Source organism: Hydrogenophaga intermedia (assembly GCF_000723405.1).
GTDB classification, from domain to species: Bacteria; Pseudomonadota; Gammaproteobacteria; order Burkholderiales; family Burkholderiaceae_C; genus Hydrogenophaga; species Hydrogenophaga intermedia.
On sequence record NZ_CCAE010000037.1, the window covers coordinates 1 to 18945 of the forward strand.

Annotated in this window: 17 protein-coding genes and 1 pseudogene; 10 read left to right on the forward strand and 8 right to left on the reverse strand. The window is 67.1% G+C overall.

What is annotated here, in order from left to right:
• Positions 1–72: 72 nt before the first annotated feature.
• Both istB and istA read right to left on the reverse strand, forming a co-directional pair.
• Complete coding sequence (gene istB / locus BN948_RS18025) at positions 73–906, reverse strand: IS21-like element helper ATPase IstB (RefSeq protein WP_009520741.1); 834 nt, start codon at positions 904–906, stop codon at positions 73–75.
• On the reverse strand, positions 903–2426 hold the full coding sequence (gene istA / locus BN948_RS18030) for an IS21 family transposase (protein ID WP_030093096.1): 1524 nt from the start codon (positions 2424–2426) through the stop codon (positions 903–905). Before istA ends, istB begins: the two co-directional genes overlap by 4 nt.
• Before the next feature lie 117 nt (positions 2427–2543).
• On the opposite strand from istA, the gene BN948_RS18035 reads away from it, so the two are divergent.
• Positions 2544–2837, forward strand: coding sequence for an alpha/beta fold hydrolase (locus BN948_RS18035; RefSeq protein ID WP_238327245.1), 294 nt, complete (start codon positions 2544–2546; stop codon positions 2835–2837).
• A 26-nt stretch (positions 2838–2863) separates the two neighbouring features.
• Complete coding sequence (locus tag BN948_RS18040) at positions 2864–3727, forward strand: hypothetical protein (RefSeq protein WP_009516970.1); 864 nt, start codon at positions 2864–2866, stop codon at positions 3725–3727.
• Between the two features lie 47 nt (positions 3728–3774).
• On the opposite strand, the gene BN948_RS18045 is transcribed toward BN948_RS18040, so the two are convergent.
• On the reverse strand, positions 3775–4296 hold the full coding sequence (locus tag BN948_RS18045; protein ID WP_009516969.1) for an Ohr family peroxiredoxin: 522 nt from the start codon (positions 4294–4296) through the stop codon (positions 3775–3777).
• 280 nt (positions 4297–4576) lie between these two features.
• On the opposite strand from BN948_RS18045, the gene BN948_RS18050 reads away from it, so the two are divergent.
• On the forward strand, positions 4577–5008 hold the full coding sequence (locus BN948_RS18050) for a cupin domain-containing protein (protein WP_009516968.1): 432 nt from the start codon (positions 4577–4579) through the stop codon (positions 5006–5008).
• Positions 5009–5062: 54 nt separating this feature from the next.
• On the opposite strand, the gene BN948_RS18055 is transcribed toward BN948_RS18050, so the two are convergent.
• The 4 genes from BN948_RS18055 to BN948_RS18070 form a co-directional block, all read right to left on the reverse strand.
• Positions 5063–5980, reverse strand: coding sequence for an MBL fold metallo-hydrolase (locus tag BN948_RS18055; protein ID WP_009516967.1), 918 nt, complete (start codon positions 5978–5980; stop codon positions 5063–5065).
• A 204-nt stretch (positions 5981–6184) separates the two neighbouring features.
• Positions 6185–7216: an HlyD family secretion protein gene (locus BN948_RS18060; protein ID WP_009516966.1), complete on the reverse strand. Its 1032-nt coding sequence runs from the start codon at positions 7214–7216 to the stop codon at positions 6185–6187.
• Positions 7217–7276: 60 nt separating this feature from the next.
• Positions 7277–8833 carry an MFS transporter gene (locus tag BN948_RS18065; RefSeq protein ID WP_009516965.1) on the reverse strand — a complete coding sequence of 519 codons (1557 nt, stop codon included), beginning with the start codon at positions 8831–8833 and terminating at the stop codon, positions 7277–7279.
• The gene (locus BN948_RS18070) at positions 8830–10320 is read right to left on the reverse strand and encodes an efflux transporter outer membrane subunit (protein WP_335589157.1); all 1491 of its coding nucleotides are present in this window, start codon (positions 10318–10320) and stop codon (positions 8830–8832) included. The genes BN948_RS18065 and BN948_RS18070 overlap by 4 nt, the downstream gene beginning before the upstream one ends.
• A gap of 372 nt (positions 10321–10692) precedes the next feature.
• Here BN948_RS18070 and BN948_RS18075 point away from each other — a divergent pair.
• A pseudogene (locus BN948_RS18075) lies at positions 10693–10950 on the forward strand (IS21 family transposase); the annotation flags it as partial.
• 435 nt (positions 10951–11385) lie between these two features.
• Here BN948_RS18075 and BN948_RS18080 read toward each other — a convergent pair.
• Positions 11386–11958: a TetR/AcrR family transcriptional regulator gene (locus BN948_RS18080; protein WP_009516963.1), complete on the reverse strand. Its 573-nt coding sequence runs from the start codon at positions 11956–11958 to the stop codon at positions 11386–11388.
• Positions 11959–12072: 114 nt separating this feature from the next.
• On the opposite strand from BN948_RS18080, the gene BN948_RS18085 reads away from it, so the two are divergent.
• The 6 genes from BN948_RS18085 (at position 12073) to BN948_RS18110 (ending at position 18668) form a co-directional block, all read left to right on the forward strand.
• Entirely contained in the window at positions 12073–12582 is a 510-nt protein-coding gene (locus BN948_RS18085) for a TRAP transporter small permease (protein WP_009516962.1), read from the forward strand.
• Positions 12579–13883 carry a TRAP transporter large permease gene (locus BN948_RS18090; RefSeq protein WP_009516961.1) on the forward strand — a complete coding sequence of 435 codons (1305 nt, stop codon included), beginning with the start codon at positions 12579–12581 and terminating at the stop codon, positions 13881–13883. The genes BN948_RS18085 and BN948_RS18090 overlap by 4 nt, the downstream gene beginning before the upstream one ends.
• A 17-nt stretch (positions 13884–13900) precedes the next feature.
• Positions 13901–14926: a TRAP transporter substrate-binding protein DctP gene (gene dctP, locus BN948_RS18095; protein WP_009516960.1), complete on the forward strand. Its 1026-nt coding sequence runs from the start codon at positions 13901–13903 to the stop codon at positions 14924–14926.
• 9 nt (positions 14927–14935) lie between these two features.
• Complete coding sequence (locus BN948_RS18100; RefSeq protein WP_009516959.1) at positions 14936–16174, forward strand: thiolase family protein; 1239 nt, start codon at positions 14936–14938, stop codon at positions 16172–16174.
• An 11-nt stretch (positions 16175–16185) separates the two neighbouring features.
• A complete protein-coding gene (locus BN948_RS18105; protein WP_009516958.1) occupies positions 16186–16986 on the forward strand; it encodes an SDR family NAD(P)-dependent oxidoreductase in 801 nt (266 codons plus the stop codon).
• Positions 16987–17057: 71 nt separating this feature from the next.
• Complete coding sequence (locus BN948_RS18110) at positions 17058–18668, forward strand: AMP-binding protein (protein WP_009516957.1); 1611 nt, start codon at positions 17058–17060, stop codon at positions 18666–18668.
• The last annotated feature ends 277 nt before the right edge of the window (positions 18669–18945 follow it).

Sequence of the window (18945 nt, forward strand, 5' to 3'; positions counted from 1 at the left end):
TGTTGATTTCAACGCAATCCTGACCCCGGTTTTCCATCCAATATTGACCCCACCTGTTGGGGTGTAGCCGGGCTACGCGTCTGTGGATAAGTCTACCGTTGGTGCATCGGTTCCTCCTTTTTCAGTCGTCTCGTTCTGGGCCGCCCGGGACTTCTTTCTCGGGCCTGTCTTTGCTGCAGCGCTGGAGTGTTTGAACCGCCAGCTTTCATTGCCTGTCTCCACGATGTGGCAGTGGTGGGTCAGCCGGTCCAGCAGTGCCGTCGTCATCTTCGCGTCGCCGAACACCTGGCTCCATTCACCGAAGCTCAGGTTGGTCGTGATCAGCATGCTGGTGCGCTCGTAGAGCTTGGAGATCAGGTGGAACAGCAAGGCACCACCGGCCTGGCTGAACGGCAGGTAGCCCAGTTCATCCAGGATCACCAGGTCCATGTAAACCAGCCGGTGGGCAAGCTGTCCGGCCTTGCCTTGGCTCTTCTCCAGCTCCAACGCGTTGACCAGCTCCACGGTCGAGAAGAACCGCACCCGTTTGCCGTGCTTTTGAATGGCCTCGATGCCGATGGCCGTGGCCAAGTGGGTCTTGCCCGTGCCCGGTCCACCGATGAGAACCACGTTGTGGGCCGCGTCAATGAACTGACCACCGTGCAGCGTGCGCACCAGTGCTTCGTCCACACCGGCCTGGCCGAATTCAAAGCCCGCCAGATCGCGGTGCGCGGGGAAGCGTGCCGCGCCCATCTGGTACGCCATGGAGCGCACCGTGCGCTCGGCCTGTTCGGCGCGCAGCAACTGACCCAGGAACGCCTCGGGACTGAACTCGGTGTGCCGCGCCTGCGCGGCCACCTCGGGGTAGTTGGCGGCCATGCCGTGCAGCTTCAAGGCCTTGAGCGCTGTGACGATGGCCTGGCTCATGGCTGCGCTCCTGGAGCATCGTCGCCATCCACCGAGCGCAGCCGGTCGTAACGCTGCACATTGGCCAGCGGCTGCACCGTCAGCGTCAAGGGCGTCTTGACCTCCTGGGCATCGCCCGTCTGGCCACCAGCCTTCAAACGTGCCAGCACGTTGAGCACATGCTCGCCACTGGGCTTGCCGCTCTCCAGTGCCAGCTCGGCCGCCACCAGCACCGGCTCCAGACCATGCACCGGCACGGCCGCCAGCACCTGCGCCATCACCCGGTCACCGCCCTCGTGGCGCAGCAGGATGGACTGCAGCTTCTTCAATGGTTCGGGCAGGGTCTCGAAGGGCGCGCCGTTGCGCAATGCGCCGGGCTTGCGTTCGATCAGGCTCACGTAGTGGCGCCAGTCGTAGAAGGTCAGGCTGCGCTCGAAGCTGCGCGCGTGGCTGGCGATGCGGATGTTCTCGGCCACCACGTCCAGGCGGTCCGGGTACAGGCGCAGGCTGACCACCTCGTGGACGTGCTCGGTCGGTACGCTGTAGCGGTTGCGCTGCAGGTGCACCAGCGCCGTGCTGGAGACCCGGGCGAGCACCTCCACGTAACCATCAAACGGCTTGGGGTTGGGCATGAGGCGCAGTTGTTCGTCTTGCAGCACGTCGGCCACCTTCAGCGTGGGCCATTCGGGGTGGTTGAGTTCGGCCCACGCGGCGCGGCACTCCTGGGCCAGCCAGTCGTTGAGCGCTTCCATGCTGGGCCAGCGCTGTTTGAGCGCCTTGTGCCAGATGCTGCTGCGCCGGTCGCGCACGTTCTTCTCCACGATGCCCTTCTCCCAGCCGCTGGCGACGTTGCAGAACTCGGGCTCGAACAGGTAGTGGCCCGTCATGGCTTCAAAGCGCGCGTTGATCACACGCTTCTTGCCCGCGCCGACCTTGTCCACGGCGGTCTTCATGTTGTCGTAAATACCGCGCTGGGGCACGCCGCCGAAGGCGGCAAACGCCCGGGCATGGGCGTCAAACAGCATCTCGTGACTCTGGGTCGGATAGGCCACCAGCCAGAAGGCGCGGCTGCCACACAGCTTGGTGTGCGCCACCTCCAGGCGCCGGCGCAGCCCGCCCACCCAGGCATATTCGGTGCTCCAGTCGAACTGGAACGCGTCGCCCAGCGCAAACTTCAAAGGAACGAAGGCGGCCTTGTCGACCTTGCCCGACTGATCCTCTCGCCAGCGCCGGGCAAAGGCGGCCACCCGGCCGTAGCCGCCGGTGTACCCCTGCTCGGTCAGGGCTTCGTACAGGGCCTTGATGGTGCGGCGATCGCGTTTGCCGCGATGCTGATCGGCCTTGAGCCAGGTTGCCAGCATCTCGGTGAAACCGTCGAGCTTGCTCACCACCACCCGCTGAGGGTACTTGGGCTGGACCATCTCGCCCTTGCGCAGCCACACCTTGATGGTGTTTCTGGCCAGGCCCGTGCGCCGCTCGATTTCTTTGATTGGAAGGCCGTCGCGCAGGTGCATCCTGCGGATCTTTGCCAGTGTTCCCACGTTGATCACTCCTTGAACCCTCCTGCTCAAAAAACAAGCAGAAGACCTTACTCAAGGGGTCAAAGTTGGATGAAAAAACTCAGCTCAGAGGGGTCAGATTTACGTGGAAATCAACATTTGCTGGACCAGTTCTGGCTGTGGAGCATGCAATGCGGCCAGACGAACGCCTACGACTGCGTCAAGGCTTTTTCGGAGACCGATTTCACCGAAGACCTGAAGAAGGTGGACGTGCCCACGCTGCTGATGCACGGCGAGGACGACCAGATCGTGCCGATCGCCAATGCCGCCCACAAGGCAGCGCGCCTGGTGCGCGGCGCACGCACGCTGTACTACCCCGGCGCGCCGCACGGCCTCACCGCCACCCTGCAGGACCAGGTGAACGCCGATCTGCTGGGCTTCCTTCGTAGTTGAGGTCCAACCCCACGAGCCGCGCCGCCATGCCCAAGCTGCTGCTGCAGACCACCATCGAAGCCGAGCCGGACGACTGGAGCATCCGTCGCTTCAGCCGACTGAGGGCGCTTCTGTGCGGCCTGCGGCAGGGCGACGGCCGGCCGGCCTTTGACGTGGTGGCGCGGGACCGCACGCCACGCGGGCGGCCCGACCCGGTGCTGTCCCACCTGGGCGAATCCGACGTCGACCAGCTGTGGCTGTTCGCCGCGGACACGGGCGACGGCCTCACGCCCGAGGACTGCGCCGGCATCGAGGCTTTCCGCCGCCGTGGCGGTGCGCTGATGCTCACGCGCGACCACATGGACCTGGGCTTCTCGCCGTGCGCCATGGGCGGCGTGGGCGCGGCGCATCAGGTACATGCCGACCTGTACGAACTCAAGCCCGCGCACCACTGCGTGGGCTACGCCGGCGACCCCGGCGTGCTCTGGCCCAACTACCACTCGGGCGCCAATGGCGACTACCAGCGCGTCAGCGCGGTGGGCAGCATTCACCCCGTGATGCTGGACCGTCACTCGCCCACCGGCGTCATCCAGTACCTGCCGGCCCACCCGCACGAAGGCGCCGTGAGCGCGCCACCAGGCGACGGCAGCAGCCGCGTGGTGATGCAGGGCATGAGCTCGCTGACCGGTCAACGCTTCAACCTGGCCGTGGCCTTCGAGCGCAGCGCCACGGGTGGACGCGCCATCGCGCAGTCCAGCTTTCACCATTTCAGCGATTACAACTGGGACCCGACCACCGGCTGCCCCAGCTTCGTGCGCGACCTGCCCGGCGACGGGCTGGCGCGCTTTCCCGAGGCGATGCGCGCCACTCGGCAGTACATGCGCAACCTGGCGTTCTGGCTGGCAGGTTGAGCCGGGGCCAGCGACCGAAAGACACGCCTTGGCGTGCCGCGGTGCGTTCAGTTCGCGGCGTCGCCGGCTTCTTCAGTGACCACCACACGCACCGTGCCTTCTATGCCCTGGCGCACCATCTTCGCGTAGGGGCACACGCGCTCGGTGGCGCGCACCAGCTCCTCGGCCACGCGCTGCTGCAGGCCCGGCAAGCGCACGGTCACGTCCGCCTGCAGCGCATGGTGCCCGTCCACCGGGTCGCGACCCAGACGCACAGCCACCTCCACCGAGCAACTCGGCAGGGCAATGCCGTTCCTGGTCGCCAGCAGCTGCAGCGCGCCATGAAAGCAGGCCCCATAGGCGGCCGCGAACAGCTGCTCGGGGTTGGTGCCGCCGCCCGGGCCACCCAAGGCCGGCGGCAGTCGCAGGTCCACCTGCAGCACGCCATCGTCGGAGCGTGCCACGCCCGACGCGCGGCCGTGTCCTGTCTCCCCCCCACGCACGGTGACGCGCGTGGCATAGACCGGCGCGAAGCCGGTGCCCGAATACCTGTCCAGGAGGCTGACCGGCGGGGGCCGCAGCTTCTGCATCGTGATCTCCTTGTTGTGCTGCGCACCGCGCGCGTCCAGGGGCGGGTCGCGGTGCTGGTGGTGCACAGGAGGATGCTAGGGAGAGAAGGCGCTCGAGACTAGCGGGCGGCACGGGACGGTGGTGTTGATGCAGGGGAATCAATCGGCGCGGGCGACCTGGCGACCCCACTCGCATCGCATTGGTTCCTGGCGATCACCACCGAAGCGCCCCTCACCCGCCTTCCGCCTTCCTCTCCCCCTTCCTACGATGGCCGCGTCCATCCACCACTCGAGGATTCCCATGCGCCACCCACTTCGCTCCCGCACCGCCAGCCGCTTCGCGCTGGCCATCGCCCTGCCCGCGCTGATGCTTGCGCCGGCCAGCCGCGCGCAGACCGCGCCGCCAGACCCGATCGTTGCCGCGCTGTTCACCCAGGCGCTGGCTGATGCGCCAGGCAAGGAAGTGCTGATGCTCAAGGTGACCTACCCGCCCGGCGGCGCCGACCCGGTGCACCGCCACGACGCGCATGGATTCATCTACGTCCTGGACGGCGAGATCGTGATGGGTGTTCGCGGTGGTCAGGAGGTGCACCTGAAGCCCGGCGAGACCTTCTACGAAGGGCCTCACGACGTGCACACCGTGGGGCGCAACGCCAGCCAGACGCGGCCCGCCAGCTTTGTCGTGATGCTGATCAAGCAGCAAGGCGTGCAGCCGGTCTTGCCGGCGCAGTGAGAAGCTTGGGGGCGAACCAGGCAGGCAGCGGTCAACCCGCTGCCTGCCCCGGCTTCAGAAGTCCCACATGATGGGCACGTAGCGGAACGCTTCGCCATCGGCCGCCACGCGGCCAATGGAGGGGAACGGCAGGTGCGCTGCCACCAGCAGGCCGCCGTTGTCCGCCAGCTCCTGGAACAGGCCGCGCCGCACGCGGGCCGAGACCACCGGGTCGTGCTCGAAGCCGTTGTGCCAGTCCGGATTCTCGAAGCCGACCGGGAACATCGCGTCGCCGGCGAACATCAGCCGCTCGCCGCCGGACTCCAGGTCGACCACGCTGTGGCCCTCGGTGTGACCACCGGTGAGACGGACCACCACGCCAGGTGCAACCTCATGGCGATCCGTGAAGATGCACAGGTTCTGGCGATAGGCCTCGACGAAGCTGTTGGCGGTGGAGCGCAGCACATTGGGCACCGGCTTGGGCATGTCGGTGCGGGTGAAGTCGGGTTGCGTCCAGAAATCGACCTCTGCCTTGGCCACGTGGATCCGCACGTCCGGGCGCAGCCGCTCCTGCACGCCGGCGGCCAGCAGCCCGCCCACGTGGTCCATGTGCATGTGGGTGATGATCACGTCGGTGACGGACTCCAGAGGAATGCCGGCGTCCTCCAGGCGGCGCGGGAACTGGCCCGCGCGCGGGAAGCCCGAAAACTGCGAGCCCAGCCCGGCGTCGACCAGGATGGTCTGCTCGCCGCTGCGCGCCACGAGCACGTTGAGCGGCCAGTCGAACATGTCGGGCGGCAGGAAGTTGCGTTGCAACCAGTCGGCCAGTTCGGCCGGGTCCACGTTGGTGGCCATGGTGGCGGCGGGCAGCGGCAGCACGCCATCGCTGACCACCAGCACGTCGATCTCGCCGACCTGCAGCGCATAGCGCGAGGGCACCAGTTCGCTGGCTGATTGGCCGGCGGCACGTGAGGGGGTGTCTACGGAAAACATCGTGGAATCTCCAGGTAAGGATCGGCCCGATTGCCCGGGCCCGACCAGTCGGGCGACTGGCAGCGAGACGCCGCTGGACAGGGGTTGGCGGCGTCGGTTCACAGCGCTAGGCCGTGTGGGGTCATCGTAGGAACGGGTGCCTGGCGCCGGTAGACCCGAAGCGGGCCGCACGGTGGTGCCTGGCAGGCAACAATGCGCGCGGCGTCACAAGTCATGGTTGCTCTGATCGCTGTTCAGTGAGATGCGTGGCCGCACCGACATGCCCACACGCAGCCGGCTCGCGTCGTCCTGGCCTGGCTCGAGTTCGATGCGCACCGGCAAACGCTGCACGATCTTGGTGAAGTTGCCGGTGGCGTTCTGCGGCGGCACGGGAGAGAAGCTGGCGCCGCTGGCCGGCCCCAGGCTCTGGACGCGGCCGTGCAGTTGCACGCCGGGCAAGGCATCCACCGCGATCTGCACCGCCTGACCCACGCGCACGCGGGCCAGTTGGGTCTCTCGGAAGTTGGCCTCGATGTACAGCGCGTCCAGCGGCACCAGCGTCAGCAGCGGCTCGCCTGCGCGCACGTAGCTGCCCGCGCGGGCACGGCGCTGGGCCACGGTGCCCGCCACCGGTGCGGTGATGCGGGCATACGAGAGATGGAGCTCGGCGTCGGCGCGTGCCGCCTCTGCCTTGGCGATGTCGGCGCGCAGCACCGCACGCTGCTGATCGGCCGCGCGAAGGCCGGCCTGGTCGCGTTCGCTGGCGGCCCGCTGGATGTCCCACTCGGCCTGCGCCTGCTGGCGCGCCTGCACGGTGCCCGAGCCGTCGCGCGCCAGGTTGGTGAAGCGCTCGAGGTTGGCTTCAGCCAGCTCGCGCCGAGCCAGGGACGCCGCCAAGGCCGCGCGCGCCTGTGCGATGGCGCTGTCCTGGCGCACGGTTTGCGCACGCAGGCTGTCGACCAGGGCCTGCGCCGACGCGAGCGCGATGCGCAGGCCGCGGGCGTCGATTTCCACCAGCGCGGCACCGGCCGGTACGTATTGGTGATCGTGGACCGCCACACGCCCGATCACGCCCGAGACCTGCGGCGCGATCACCGTGAAGTCGGCCCGCACGTAGGCATCGTCGGTGGTCTGTTCGCTAGCGGCCGATTCCGGGCGGTTGAGGACCAGGAAAGCGCCACCCAGGGCGGCAGCGGCCAGAGTGGCGGTGAAGAGGCGAAAGCCGCGCGCGGCGGAGGAAGTCGGGTTCGTGGGCATGGTGGTGCTCGGTGAACGGGGTCGATGAAGCGGGGCTCAGAAAGCGCGAAATGGTTCGGCTCACGCAGCGGTGGATGCTTGCGGCGCCGGCACATGCTGCAAGCGCAGCACCAGTGGCACCAGCAGCAGCGCCAGCACGCCCAGCGCGCGGTACACGTCGGCCGCAGCCAGCACGCCGGCCTGCTGCGCCACGACCTGCGCCAGTGCATCCAGGCCCGGCGTGGACTGCGGCAGCCGCGACAGCAGCGCTCCGGCGTTGCCGAGCAAGGCCTCGTCGTGAAAGCGGCCGCGCACCCAGCCGAGCTGGCCGACGATGGCGCCGCCCAGCACGGCACCGAATGCCCGAAAGGTGTTGACGATGCCGGCCACTGAGGGCCCCTCGGCCGGTTGCACCACGCTGGTGGCCAGGAACAGCAGCGGCACGATGGCCAGGGGCAGGCCGAGCGCGTAGAACAGTTGCGCCGGCACGAACTGCGCCACCATCCAGGAACTGGTGAGCTGGCTGCCCAGCCAGCAGGCAGTGGCAATGCAGAGCAAGCCGGCGGCGAAGACGTGGCGCGCGTCGACACCGCGCCGGTACAACAGCATCGCGATGCCAGAGCCCAGCAGGAGTTGGGGTAGCGCGACCAGCAGGCCCAGATCGGCGTTCTGCGCCATGCGAAAGCCCTGCAACTGGCTGAGCACGTTGATGGGCAGCGCCACCGCCGTGGCCGAGATCACCAGCAGCGCCAGGAACACGGTGAAGCCCAGACCCAGGTTGCGCCGCCGCAGCATCTGCAGGCGGATGAAGGGCGCGGGGTGGCGCCACTCGCAGGCCAGGAACAGGGCGGTGAACACCCCGCCCACCAACAGCGCGGCGGCGACGGTGGGCGAGTGCAACCAGTCCAGGCGCACACCCTGGTCCAGCGCCACCACCAGCAGGGCCAGGCCTGGCACGCCCAGCGCCAGCCCTGGCCAGTCGGCTGTGCGCAGCCGTCCGGGCGCGGCGGGCGAGGCGGGAATCCCCCAGGCCACCAGCGCCATGGCCAAAAGCCCGGGCGGAATGACATGCCAGTAGACCCAACGCCAATCGTCCAGCCCATCCACGCACAGCGCGGCCAGCCACGGCGCCACGTTGGGCGAGAACGTGGCGGTCAGGGCATAGAGCGCCAGGCCGTGGAGGCGGATGGGGGGTGGCAGGAACAGCAGCGCGGCCATCATCAACACCGGAATCAGTGCGCCGGCGGCCACGCCCTGCAGGGCCCGCAGCGCCAGCAGCAGGTGCAGGTCGCGCACGAAAGGCATGGCGGCGGCCAGCACCAGCGCCGTGGCCAGCATGACCAGGTGAAAACGCCGCATCGAGAAGGTGATGGCGAACCAGGTGGCGAAAGGCATGGCCGCCAGTTCCCCGGCCGCATACGCCGTGGTGAGCCAGGACGCGTCGTCGCGCGCCAGGCCCAAAGCACCCTGCACGTCGGCCAGGGCAAGCCCGGGCACGCGGTTACTCAAGCCGGCCACGATGGCGGCCACCAGCACGCCGAGCAGGCCTGTGCCGATGCGCAGGCCGAAGGGTGGCGCAGCGGCGGCCGGTGCAGGCGCTGGTGCAGACGTCGATATGGCGGCCGCCGCGGACGTCATGGCTTGCCCCTTACCGGCGCCTCAGCCAAGGCGTCGGACCAGCCGGCGCCGAGCGCGCGGTACAGCGCCACCACCGACAGCGCGGCGGCGGTGGCGCACTCGCTCAGCATGGCTTGCCCGGCGATCAGCGTTCGCTGCGCCACCAGCACCGCCGTGAAGTCGGCCGTGCCCTCCTGCCAGGCGCGGCGCGCCACATCGAGCGCGGCTTGCTGTTGCGCCACGGCCAGCGTCAGCTGCGTGTGGCGTTCGCGCTCGGCCACATGCGCACCCAGCGCGTCGTCCACCTCATGCCAGGCGTTCAGCACGGTCTGCTGGTAGGTGATGGCGGCCGTGCGATGGCGCGCCTGCGTCAGCGCCAGTTGGCTTTGCAGGCGTCCGCCATCGAACAGCGGCAGGTACAGCGAGGGGCCAAGGGAGTAGCGGCGCGCGCCCCAATCGCCCAGATCGGACAAGGCGGAGGCTTGCAGACCCAGGCTGCCCGTGAGCCGGATGCGGGGATAGAAGTCGGCCTCTGCCGCGCCGATGTCGGCCAGGGCCGCGCGCAGTTGGGCGTCGGCCCGCAGGATGTCGGGGCGCTGGCTCGCGAGTTCAGAGGCGACGCCGATCGGCAATTCGCGAGGCATGGGGGGCGGCCCGGCGCCATCGAACAGGCGCGCGTCCAGTTCGCGTGGCGCCTGGCCCAGCAAGAGGGCCAGTGCGTTCATCAGCGCGTCGCGCTGCTGTTTGAGCTGCGCGCGCCGCGCGTCGGTCACTGCCACCTCGGCCCGGGCGGCGGCGGCCTCGAAGCGCGTGGCCACGCCATGGCGTCTGCGACTTTCGGCCAGGCGCACCAGGTCGGCGGCAATGGCGCGCTGCTGCCCGGCCAAGGCCAGTTGCGCTTGCGCGCCGCGCAGCAGCAGGTAGGTTCGCGCAATGTCACCGGCCACGGAAATCCGCACCGCCTGCGCACCATACCCGCTGGCCTGCAAACGGGCGTCGGCTGCCACACCCAGTTGGCGCAGGTGGCCCCAGAGGTCCAGTTCCCAGCCGGCCTGCAGCCCGAGTTGCCAGGCGCTGGACGCGGTGGTGGGCGCGCCCAGGCGCGCCAGCGGCGCGTATTCGCTCTGGGCCGAACGGGCGTAGCCGGCCTCGGCCGCCAGCTGCGGCGCCTGCGCGGCGCGCGCCAATCCCAGTTGCGCGCGGCTTTCCTCGATGCGCGCCACGGCGGCCTGCAAGTCCAGGTTCGACGCTGCGGCTTCGGCCTGCAGCTCGCTCAGGGTGCCGTCATTGAACAGCATCCACCAGGCAGCCGGGACAGGTGCGTGGCTGAGGCCTGTGGCCCCGTCCATGGTCGCCGCCCGCGCGAGCAGGGCTGCTTGCGGCGTCGCAAGTTCGGGAGCCGGACGTTGCGGGACCACCGTGCAGCCGGCGAGGGCCAATGCAATTGCCGCGCACCACAGCCTGTCAGGCCCGAGCCCGGAGCTCGCGGGCTGCTCACCCACCAACACGCCAAGCCAGCGCGTAACGAAGCGCCACGCGGGCGCGGCTGAGAGGGCGTGAATCATGAGGGAGTTTCGAGTATGTGTTGCGCCGACTCTTGAAAACGGTCCGGCACACACCCGCGCGCGCGGCGTGCCATCCGTCATGCGGCGATGGATCCGATGCTAGAAATGGCCCGCCCCGCGCAGAAGGCCGCGCGCGGGATACATGGTGTTGACGAGACGACAACAATCGAGAAGAGATGCCGGTCCCGTGGCTGTCGAAGGATCCCGGTGTTGTCTTTCACTGAAGACTGACCCAGTTAGAGCAGCAATTTCCATTTAAAGCTGACCCACGTAAGAACCCTATCCTGCTGCTTTTAGCAGCAGGAGATTTCAGGAGTGATAGACGTGGCGACACTGAGTGTCATAAGACGCTGGGCACTGCGCGAGCAGATGTCCATTCGCGAGATCTTCAGGCGCACAGGCCTGGCTCGCAACACCGTTAAGAAGTACCTGCGGGCGGGCGATGAAGAGCCCCGCCACGCCAAGCGTGCGAGCTCCAGCAAGCTCGATCCTTAGGCTGAAAAACTCTCCACCTGGCTGTCGATCGAGGCAACAAAGTCGCGCAAACAGCGGCGCACTTTGCTGCAGCTCCACACACCCCAAGTCCGAAAAGGAGAAAACGAAGCACTTATCGACACCGTGAGCTTGTCTGCTCACACAAGGGGTGGGTCAGTATTCGATGGAAATCAAGGGTCAGAGATCAGTGGAATTCAACAGAGTCGGTCAAGCTCGTCTCCAAGCGGGCGGCCCAGGTCGATGACTCTCCTTCGTGTCGCACGTCGAAGTCAATTCGCTGTGCCTGGGCCTGTCGCCAGAACTCACATTGGCTGCCGTAGCTGGCGCAGTTGAAAGCGAAAAGTTTCTACTAAACGCACGAGCGTCTGAGTTGTCGCGCCCGTAGTCGAGGAAGTCCGCTTCTAACCGCGCATTGGCATGCTCGCCCATGGCCCAACAGAGCCTGGAACAGAACCGCCCCGTGATGTGACGAAGCGCAACGCATCGGCAGGTTGTGCCTCAGGACAGGGGGCGCTAAGACGCGCGTACCAGTAAGCCGTTAAGGATGAGCGAATAGGCCTCCTCCATGGCTTGCTGCAGCGTAAGCCCGCTGCGCCGCAGGAACTCGACTTTTCGCAAGCGCATCGCCGCGCCGAGTACCACCTCGATGGCCACCGCAGCGTTGTGCGCGTTGTAGTGCCCCGAGCGGATGCCCTCTTCGAAGATGCGCTGGCCCCACTGCGCGCGCCGCATCTGGTAGTCGGTAAAGATCTGTTGGCCCTCTGGCGTGGCCTCAAGGTCCGACAGGAAGGCATTGCTCAGCTTGGTGGCCACCACGATGCCTGCATGCAGAAACACCACCACGCGACGCGCAGGGTCGGTCTCGTTCTCCACGGCCTGCTCACCCGCCACACGGCCTGCGTCGAAGTACCGCTGGGCAACCAGGTGCAGCAGCCCCACCTTGGTGGGCGCCAGTGCGTAGAGCCGGCGCCGCGAACAACTCAGGCGCGCGGCCATGTCGCCCACGTTCAAAGCCGAAATGCCTTCTGCCAGCAGCAGTTGCGACAACTCCTCGATGAACTCTTCTTCTGATCGCTTCGGGGCCATGGTGCGGTTCGAAAAAACGACAAGACTGCAAGGGTACCAAAACGATTGACATGGTACCGAAATCCGTCTTTAATGGTACCAATCAACGATATCTGGTACCAGGAGACAGACAACATGCCAGCCGATCCCCATGCCCCCTCGGCCGCACGCACGTACTCCCTCGGGGCATGGCTGGGCGCCCTGTTGATGGCGTGTCTGGTGTTGATCACGCTGGCCAACGTATTGGCGCGCTACTTCACCAACCATTCCTTCGCGTGGACCGAAGAGCTGTCGGTGTTCCTGATGGTGGTGCTGACCCTCGTCGGCTCGGCTTGGGCCGCGCGCCAGGATTCGCACATCCGAGTGGAGTTCTTCTATCGGCGCGGCTCGCCACGGCGCCAACGCGCGCTGGCACTTTTATCGGGCCTGTGCACGGCATGGCTGTTCGCGCTGCTGGCCTTACTGCTGGTGCGCACCGGACTCAGCGAGTACGCCTTCGAAGAAACCACCACCGGCCTGGGTGTGCCGCGCTGGTGGTATACGGCTGGACTGCCGGTGTTGGCGCTGGCTGTCGCGGCTGTTGCGTTGTGGCGCGTGGTGTCCGGCGCGCCGCCCACTGCCGATGATGAGGGCCCCACCCGATGATGGGCCTGCTGCTGTTCACCGCTTTTCTGGGTCTGATGCTGCTCGGCGTGCCGGTGGCCGTGGCGCTGGGGCTATCGGGTGCGTTGGTCATCGCCGCGACAAGTGCAGACTTGCCCTGGTTCGGCCTCTATGCCGTGCAGCAGAACTTCGACGCCGGCATCGCCAAGTACCCCCTGCTCGCGCTGCCCATGTTCGTGCTCGTGGGCTGCATATTCGATCGTTCCGGTATTGCGCGGCGCATGGTCGACTTCGCCTCGGCCGCGCTGGGCCGCGGGCCGGGCATGCTGCCCATCGTGGCGATTCTCGTGGCCATGCTGCTGGGCGGCATCTCCGGTTCCGCGGCGGCGCTGGCGGCCGCCATCGGCGGCGTAATGATCGCCGCCATGCACCGGGCGGGTTATCCGCGCGCCTTCTCCGCCGCGGTGATCGGTGCCGCCACCGCCACCGACATCCTTATCCCGCCATCGCTGGCTTTCGTGATCTATAGCGTGATGATGCCGGGCGTGGGCTTGCTCGAGCTGTTCGCGGCGGGGCTGATCCCTGGCTTGCTGGCCGGGCTCGCGCTGGTGCTGCCCGCCTGGTGGCTGTCGCGACGCCATGGCTTTGGCGCGCAGGAAGCCACGCTCGAGCGGCCATCGCTGGGAAAAAGCTTTCGCGAAGCATCGTGGGGACTGGCCACCCCGGTGCTGATCCTGGGGGGCATGCGCCTGGGCTGGTTCACACCGACCGAGGCGGCGGTGGTTGCCGCCGTCTATGTGTTGCTGGTGGGCATGTGCGTGCACCGTTCCATCGGCGTGCGCGACCTGGTGCCCATGTTCTCCGAAGCGGCCAACACCTCGGCCGTGATCCTTGTCATCCTCGGCATGGCCGGGATCTTTGGCTATTGCATCAACACCATCGGTGTGGCCGACCCACTGGTGGACTGGTTCGCCGGCCTGGGCCTGGGCAAGGTGGGCACGCTCATCCTGGTGTTGCTCGCCGTCAAGGTCGTCGGCATGTTCATCGACGGCGTGACCATCTTCATGGTGTTCGTGCCGCTGTTCGCGCCACTCATGCGCAGTTTTGGCTGGGACCCTGTGTGGTTTGGGGTGCTCGTAACCATGGTCGTGGCGCTGGGCCAATTCACGCCGCCTTTCGCTATCAACCTCATGGTGGCAGCGCGCATGGCGCGCATCCCGGTTGAAGGCACTTTCCCCTGGGTGGGGTGGTTCGTGCTGGGCTTCGCCATCGCCATCGCCTGCGTGGTGGCCTGGCCCGATCTCGCACTGTGGCTGCCCAGGCTCCTCATTTCATCGTCGTAACCATTAGGAGACATGCCATGACTCGCCGTCGCGCTTTGCTTCAATCCACCGCCGCCTTGGCCTTGGCCGCACCATGGGTGGTTCGCGCTAGCCCCGCCTACAAGAGCGAGTACCGCGTGTCGCTCGCAAGCCCGCCGGGCACCGTGTGGCACCAGGGCACCGAACAGTTCGCCAGCCTCGTGCAGGAGCGCACGCAAGGCCGCATCCGCATGAAGGTATACCCGGGCTCCAGCCTGCTGCAAGGCCAGCAGGATCGCGAACTGGCCGCGCTGCGCCAAGGTGTGATCGATGTACTGGTGGGCACCACGCTCACCTGGTCCGGTACGGTCAAGGACTTCGCGCTGTTTCACATGCCATTCCTCATGCCCAGCAACAAGGCCGTAGATGCCGTGCTGGCTTCCGATGCGCTGCGCCAGGACTTCTACGCCATCATGCGCCGTTCCGGCATCGAGCCGCTGGCCTCCGCCGAGTACGGCGCATTCCACCTCATCAATTCCAAGCGCCGCGTGGTTCAGCCAGAAGATCTGCGGGGCCTCAAGATCCGCACGGTCTCCACGCCGATGCAGCAGGAGTTGATGACTGAGTTTGGCGCCAACCCCACCACGATGAGCTTTGCCGAAGCGCAGCCCGCGCTGGCCACCGGCGCGGTCGATGGGCTTACCCTGACCGGCGAGCAGTTTCTTGCCATCAAGCTTTACACGCTGGGCCAGAAGCACGTGACCAAATGGAACGCGCACAACGAACTGCTGCACATCGCGGTCAGTGGCGTCGTGTGGAAAACCTGGAGTGAGGCGGACCAAAAGATCGCGCGCCAGGCCGCTCAGGATGCGGCCGCCGACATGAACGCCAAGCTGCGCCGCTTTCAGGCGCAGGAGAACGACGCGCTAAAGGCCGTGGGGGTAGACGTGGTCGAGCCCACGCCAGAGCAGCTCGCGCACTGGCAGCAAGCAGCGCAGCGCATCCGTGCGCGCTGGAAGGACATCATCAACCCCGGCCTGGCGGACAAAGTCGAGCAGGTGGTGAGCCAGGCGATGCGCTCCTGAGGTCGCGCGATGGAAAAGACCTACGTGGTGGGCGTCGGCATGACGCCCTTCGGCAAGCTGCTGCAACTCAGCATCAAGGACCTCACGCGCCTGGCGGTGGAGCAGGCGCTGGACGATGCCGACCTGCGGCGCGAGCACCTGCAGGCAGCGTTCTTCGCCAACGCTAGCCAGGGGCATATGGAAGGGCAGCACATGGTCCGCGGCCAAGTGGCGCTGCGGGCCATGGGCGTGTCCGGCATCCCCGTCGTGAATGTGGAGAACGCCTGTGCAAGTAGCAGCACGGCCTTGAACCTCGCGATTGCCTTCGTGCGATCGGGGCAAGGCGATGTGGCGTTGGCCGTGGGCGCGGAGAAGATGTTCTCCGAGGACAAGGCGCGCATGTTTTCGGTGTTCGACAGCGGCTGGGACGTCACCGCCACGGCGGCCACCACCCAACGACTTCTTCAGCTCGGCGAAGGCCTGCCGGTACCTGAGGGAAGCACATCGAGCCGACCGTACAGCGTGTTCATGGACATCTACGCGTCTTTTGCCCGCCAGCACATGAAACGGCACGGCACCACTCAACGCCAACTGGCGGCGGTGGCCTCCAAGAACCATCGGCACTCGGCTGCCAACCCGCTCGCGCAGTACCAGACCGCGTACAGCGTGGACGAGGTATTGACTTCTCCGCCGATCACCTACCCGCTCACGCTGCTGATGTGTTCGCCCGTATCGGACGGCGCGGCCGCGGCCATTGTCTGCGGTGAAGGCGCGCTCAAGCGCCTGGGACTGGATCGCCGCCGTGCTGTGCAGGTGCTGGCCTCGGTGGTGCAGACGGGCAGCGAGCGCGACCCCGAAGACGACGCCGCGCACTGCACGGCACAAGCGGCACGCCGCGCCTACGAAGTGGCGGGCATAGGACCGAAGGACGTCTCGCTGGCCGAGGTGCACGACGCCACCGCGATGGGAGAGGTGATCCAGATCGAGAACTTGGGCTTGTGCGGTTTCGGCGAAGGCGGCGAGTGCTCGGAGCGAGGCGACACCGCGCTGGGTGGCCGGATTCCCGTCAACCCCTCGGGTGGCCTGGAGTCGCGCGGCCACCCGATCGGGGCCACCGGCCTTGCGCAGGTGCACGAGCTGGTCACCCAGTTGCGAGGCGAAGCGGGTCAGCGCCAGGTGCAGAGCGCGCGCATTGGCATCGCCGAAAACGGGGGCGGCCTGGTGGGGATCGAAGAGGCGGTGGCGTGTGTCACCGTGCTCGCGCGTTGAGGGGGTCACACATGCAGGAAGAATCCCTGAATGGCCGGGTGAGCTTGGTGATCGGCGCTGGCGCCACGGGCGACGGCATCGGCAACGGGCGCGCCATGGCGCTGACCTTCGCGCGCCGCGGGGCGCTGGTGGTGGCGGTGGACCGCGACCTTGCCAGCGTGGAACGCACGCGCGAGATGGTGCTGGCCGAGGGTGGCCAGTGCCTGGCGCTGCGGGCCGATGCCGCGGTGTCGGCCGACTTGCAGGCTGCCGTGCAGCAAACGCTGGAGCGCCACGGCCGCCTTGACGTGCTGGTCAACAACGTTGGCATCGTGCCGCTGGGCGGGCCGGTCGAACTCGCCGAATCTGACTGGGACCGCGCCTTCGCGGTGAACGTGAAGTCGGCCTTCCTCGCCTGCAAGCACGTCCTGCCGGCCATGCTTCGTCAGCGACGCGGGGCGATCGTTCACGTGTCATCGCTGGCCTCGATCCGCTCGCCGGCCTCGCCCTATTGCGCCTACGCGGCGAGCAAGGCGGCCATGAACGGCTTGTCCCAGTCGGTGGCGCTGCAGTACGCGGGGCAGGGCATCCGCTCGAACGTTCTGATGCTGGGCATGATCGACACGCCCCATGTGCGAGAGCAACTCGCGGGCACGGCGATCGACGGTGTCGATGCGCTGATGGCGCGCCGCCACGCGCAATCGCCCTCGGGCGCGATGGGCACCGTGTGGGAGGCGGCCGCCGCGGCCGCCTTTCTGGCCAGCGACGCCGCCGCCTACATCAACGGCACCGAACTGCTGGTGGATGGCGGCCTGCACCGGCGGGTGGGCTGAGCCGCGCCACCGCCCGCCCATCCCATCGACCGTCGCCGGCGAAACGCCGAGCACCTGCCTGCACCGCATCCATGAATCACCTGTCAACCGTGCCACTGGCACAGCTCATCAGCGAACGCCGCCTGCACGCGACCCGGGACCCCCTGCTCACCTTCGTTCGGCACTTGCCCGATGGCGGCTTCTCCACCCAGCACCGCGACTATGCGCAACTGTGGGAGCGAGGCCAGGCCCTGGCGCGAGCGCTGTTGCGCGCGGGCCTGCAGCCGGGCGACCGCTTCGCCATCCTGATGCAAAACCACGCCGAATTCGTCGACGCAGTGGTGGCGTCGTCCATCGCGGGCACCGTGTTTGTTCCCATCGACCCGCGCACGCGCGGCAAGAAGCTGCAGTACATGCTCGACGCAGTGGCATGCAAAGGCGTGGTGGTGGGTGACTACTGCCTGGATGCGCTGACCGAGGCGCTGCCGGAGGTCCCCCGTATCGGCTGGATATGGGTGGTGGGCGACGGAGCGTCCGGGCAACGGCCCTTGCCCGCGCCTGCCGCGTGGCTTGAGCGCGTCATCGACCCACACGGCGAACCCGTGCCCTGCCACCCCGTGCGGCCCGACACGCCGATGCAACTCGTCTTCACATCGGGCACCACCGGTGACCCCAAGGCGATCATCGGCAGCTACGCCAAATACGCTGGCGCCTGCGCCATGGTGGCCGCGTGCGGCGTGACCCCCGACGACCGCATGTACACCGGCCTTTCGCTTACCCACTCCAACGCGTTGGCGATCACGCTCGGCGGATCGCTGTACCTGGGTGTGCCAGCGGTGTTCAGCCGCAAGTTCACTAAGAGCGGGCTGTGGCACGTGATCCGTCATTTCGGCTGCACCACCCTCAACCTGCTGGGCGGCATGTTCAGTGCCATTTACAGCGAGGCACCTGACCCACGCGATGCCGACAACCCCTTGCGCATGGTGATCGGCTCCGGGATGCCGCTGAACCTGTGGGCGCCGTTCTCGCAGCGCTTCGGCGTCCAGATCGCCGAGGTATATGGCGCGGCCGAAGGCGGCGCGACGGTGAACAAACCCGGCGAAGGGCCGCCTGGCAGCATTGGGCGCCCTTTGCCGGGCCTGGTCGCGCGTGTCATGGACAAAACCGACCGTGAGTGCGCGCCCGACGAACCCGGGGAAATCGTCTTCCGCCACGCCGACGGTACCGCGCCCGAGGTGCGCTATTGGAATAACCCGCAGGCCTCTGCCGAAAAAACGCGCGGTGGCTGGCTGCGCATGGGCGACGTCGGATACAGGGACCGGAACGGCTGGCTCTTCTTCATGCATCGCCTGGGCAACGAGATCCGCCGCAACGGCGACTTCATCTCACCGGGATTTGTCGAGAAGGAGATCGCCGAACACCCGGATGTTGCTGACGTATTCGTCTATGGCGTGTCTGCCAGCACGGGGGTGCCAGGCGAGAAGGATCTCGTGGCCGCCATTGTGGCCCGCCAGCCGCATGCGTGGAATGCCGCGGAGCTCTTCGCATTCTGCCAGCAACGGCTGGAGCGCAATAGCGTGCCCAGCTACCTGCAGCTCGTCGAACAGATTCCCAAGACCGCTTCGGAGAAGCCTTTGGAGCGTGTACTGGCCAAAGCATTCCGGCCGGACGCAGCGAATGTCTTTGTTATCGACTCTCATTGAGGTCTGGACGGCGCATGTCAATCATTGAGCGAGCGTCGAGGAGGAGGTTCATCCCGGTTTGCTGGGTGCACCCCATTTAAGGGAGCGCCAACTGCACGTTTGGCTCAGCAACGAACTGAGCTGCGAAATGACAACTTGAGAATGGAGGTTGCTGGCTGAGTTGGCTGCCGTGCTGGGCCTGCAGGCGGTTGACCCCTATCGCGACAGTGTAAGTGTCCGCAACGTGGCGCAGAATGGACACTCGGCGTACGAACTTGGCCGACCGCTCCCGCTGCAA

Excerpts from the sequence above, each read along its gene's own strand:
- istB (WP_009520741.1), bottom strand. The coding sequence starts at position 906 with ATGAGCCAGGCCATCGTCACAGCGCTCAAGGCCTTGAAGCTGCACGGC.
- BN948_RS18040 (WP_009516970.1), top strand. The coding sequence starts at position 2,864 with ATGCCCAAGCTGCTGCTGCAGACCACCATCGAAGCCGAGCCGGACGAC.
- BN948_RS18045 (WP_009516969.1), bottom strand. The coding sequence starts at position 4,296 with ATGCAGAAGCTGCGGCCCCCGCCGGTCAGCCTCCTGGACAGGTATTCG.
- BN948_RS18050 (WP_009516968.1), top strand. The coding sequence starts at position 4,577 with ATGCGCCACCCACTTCGCTCCCGCACCGCCAGCCGCTTCGCGCTGGCC.
- BN948_RS18055 (WP_009516967.1), bottom strand. The coding sequence starts at position 5,980 with ATGTTTTCCGTAGACACCCCCTCACGTGCCGCCGGCCAATCAGCCAGC.
- BN948_RS18060 (WP_009516966.1), bottom strand. The coding sequence starts at position 7,216 with ATGCCCACGAACCCGACTTCCTCCGCCGCGCGCGGCTTTCGCCTCTTC.
- BN948_RS18065 (WP_009516965.1), bottom strand. The coding sequence starts at position 8,833 with ATGACGTCCGCGGCGGCCGCCATATCGACGTCTGCACCAGCGCCTGCA.
- BN948_RS18080 (WP_009516963.1), bottom strand. The coding sequence starts at position 11,958 with ATGGCCCCGAAGCGATCAGAAGAAGAGTTCATCGAGGAGTTGTCGCAA.
- BN948_RS18085 (WP_009516962.1), top strand. The coding sequence starts at position 12,073 with ATGCCAGCCGATCCCCATGCCCCCTCGGCCGCACGCACGTACTCCCTC.
- BN948_RS18090 (WP_009516961.1), top strand. The coding sequence starts at position 12,579 with ATGATGGGCCTGCTGCTGTTCACCGCTTTTCTGGGTCTGATGCTGCTC.
- dctP (WP_009516960.1), top strand. The coding sequence starts at position 13,901 with ATGACTCGCCGTCGCGCTTTGCTTCAATCCACCGCCGCCTTGGCCTTG.
- BN948_RS18100 (WP_009516959.1), top strand. The coding sequence starts at position 14,936 with ATGGAAAAGACCTACGTGGTGGGCGTCGGCATGACGCCCTTCGGCAAG.
- BN948_RS18105 (WP_009516958.1), top strand. The coding sequence starts at position 16,186 with ATGCAGGAAGAATCCCTGAATGGCCGGGTGAGCTTGGTGATCGGCGCT.
- BN948_RS18110 (WP_009516957.1), top strand. The coding sequence starts at position 17,058 with ATGAATCACCTGTCAACCGTGCCACTGGCACAGCTCATCAGCGAACGC.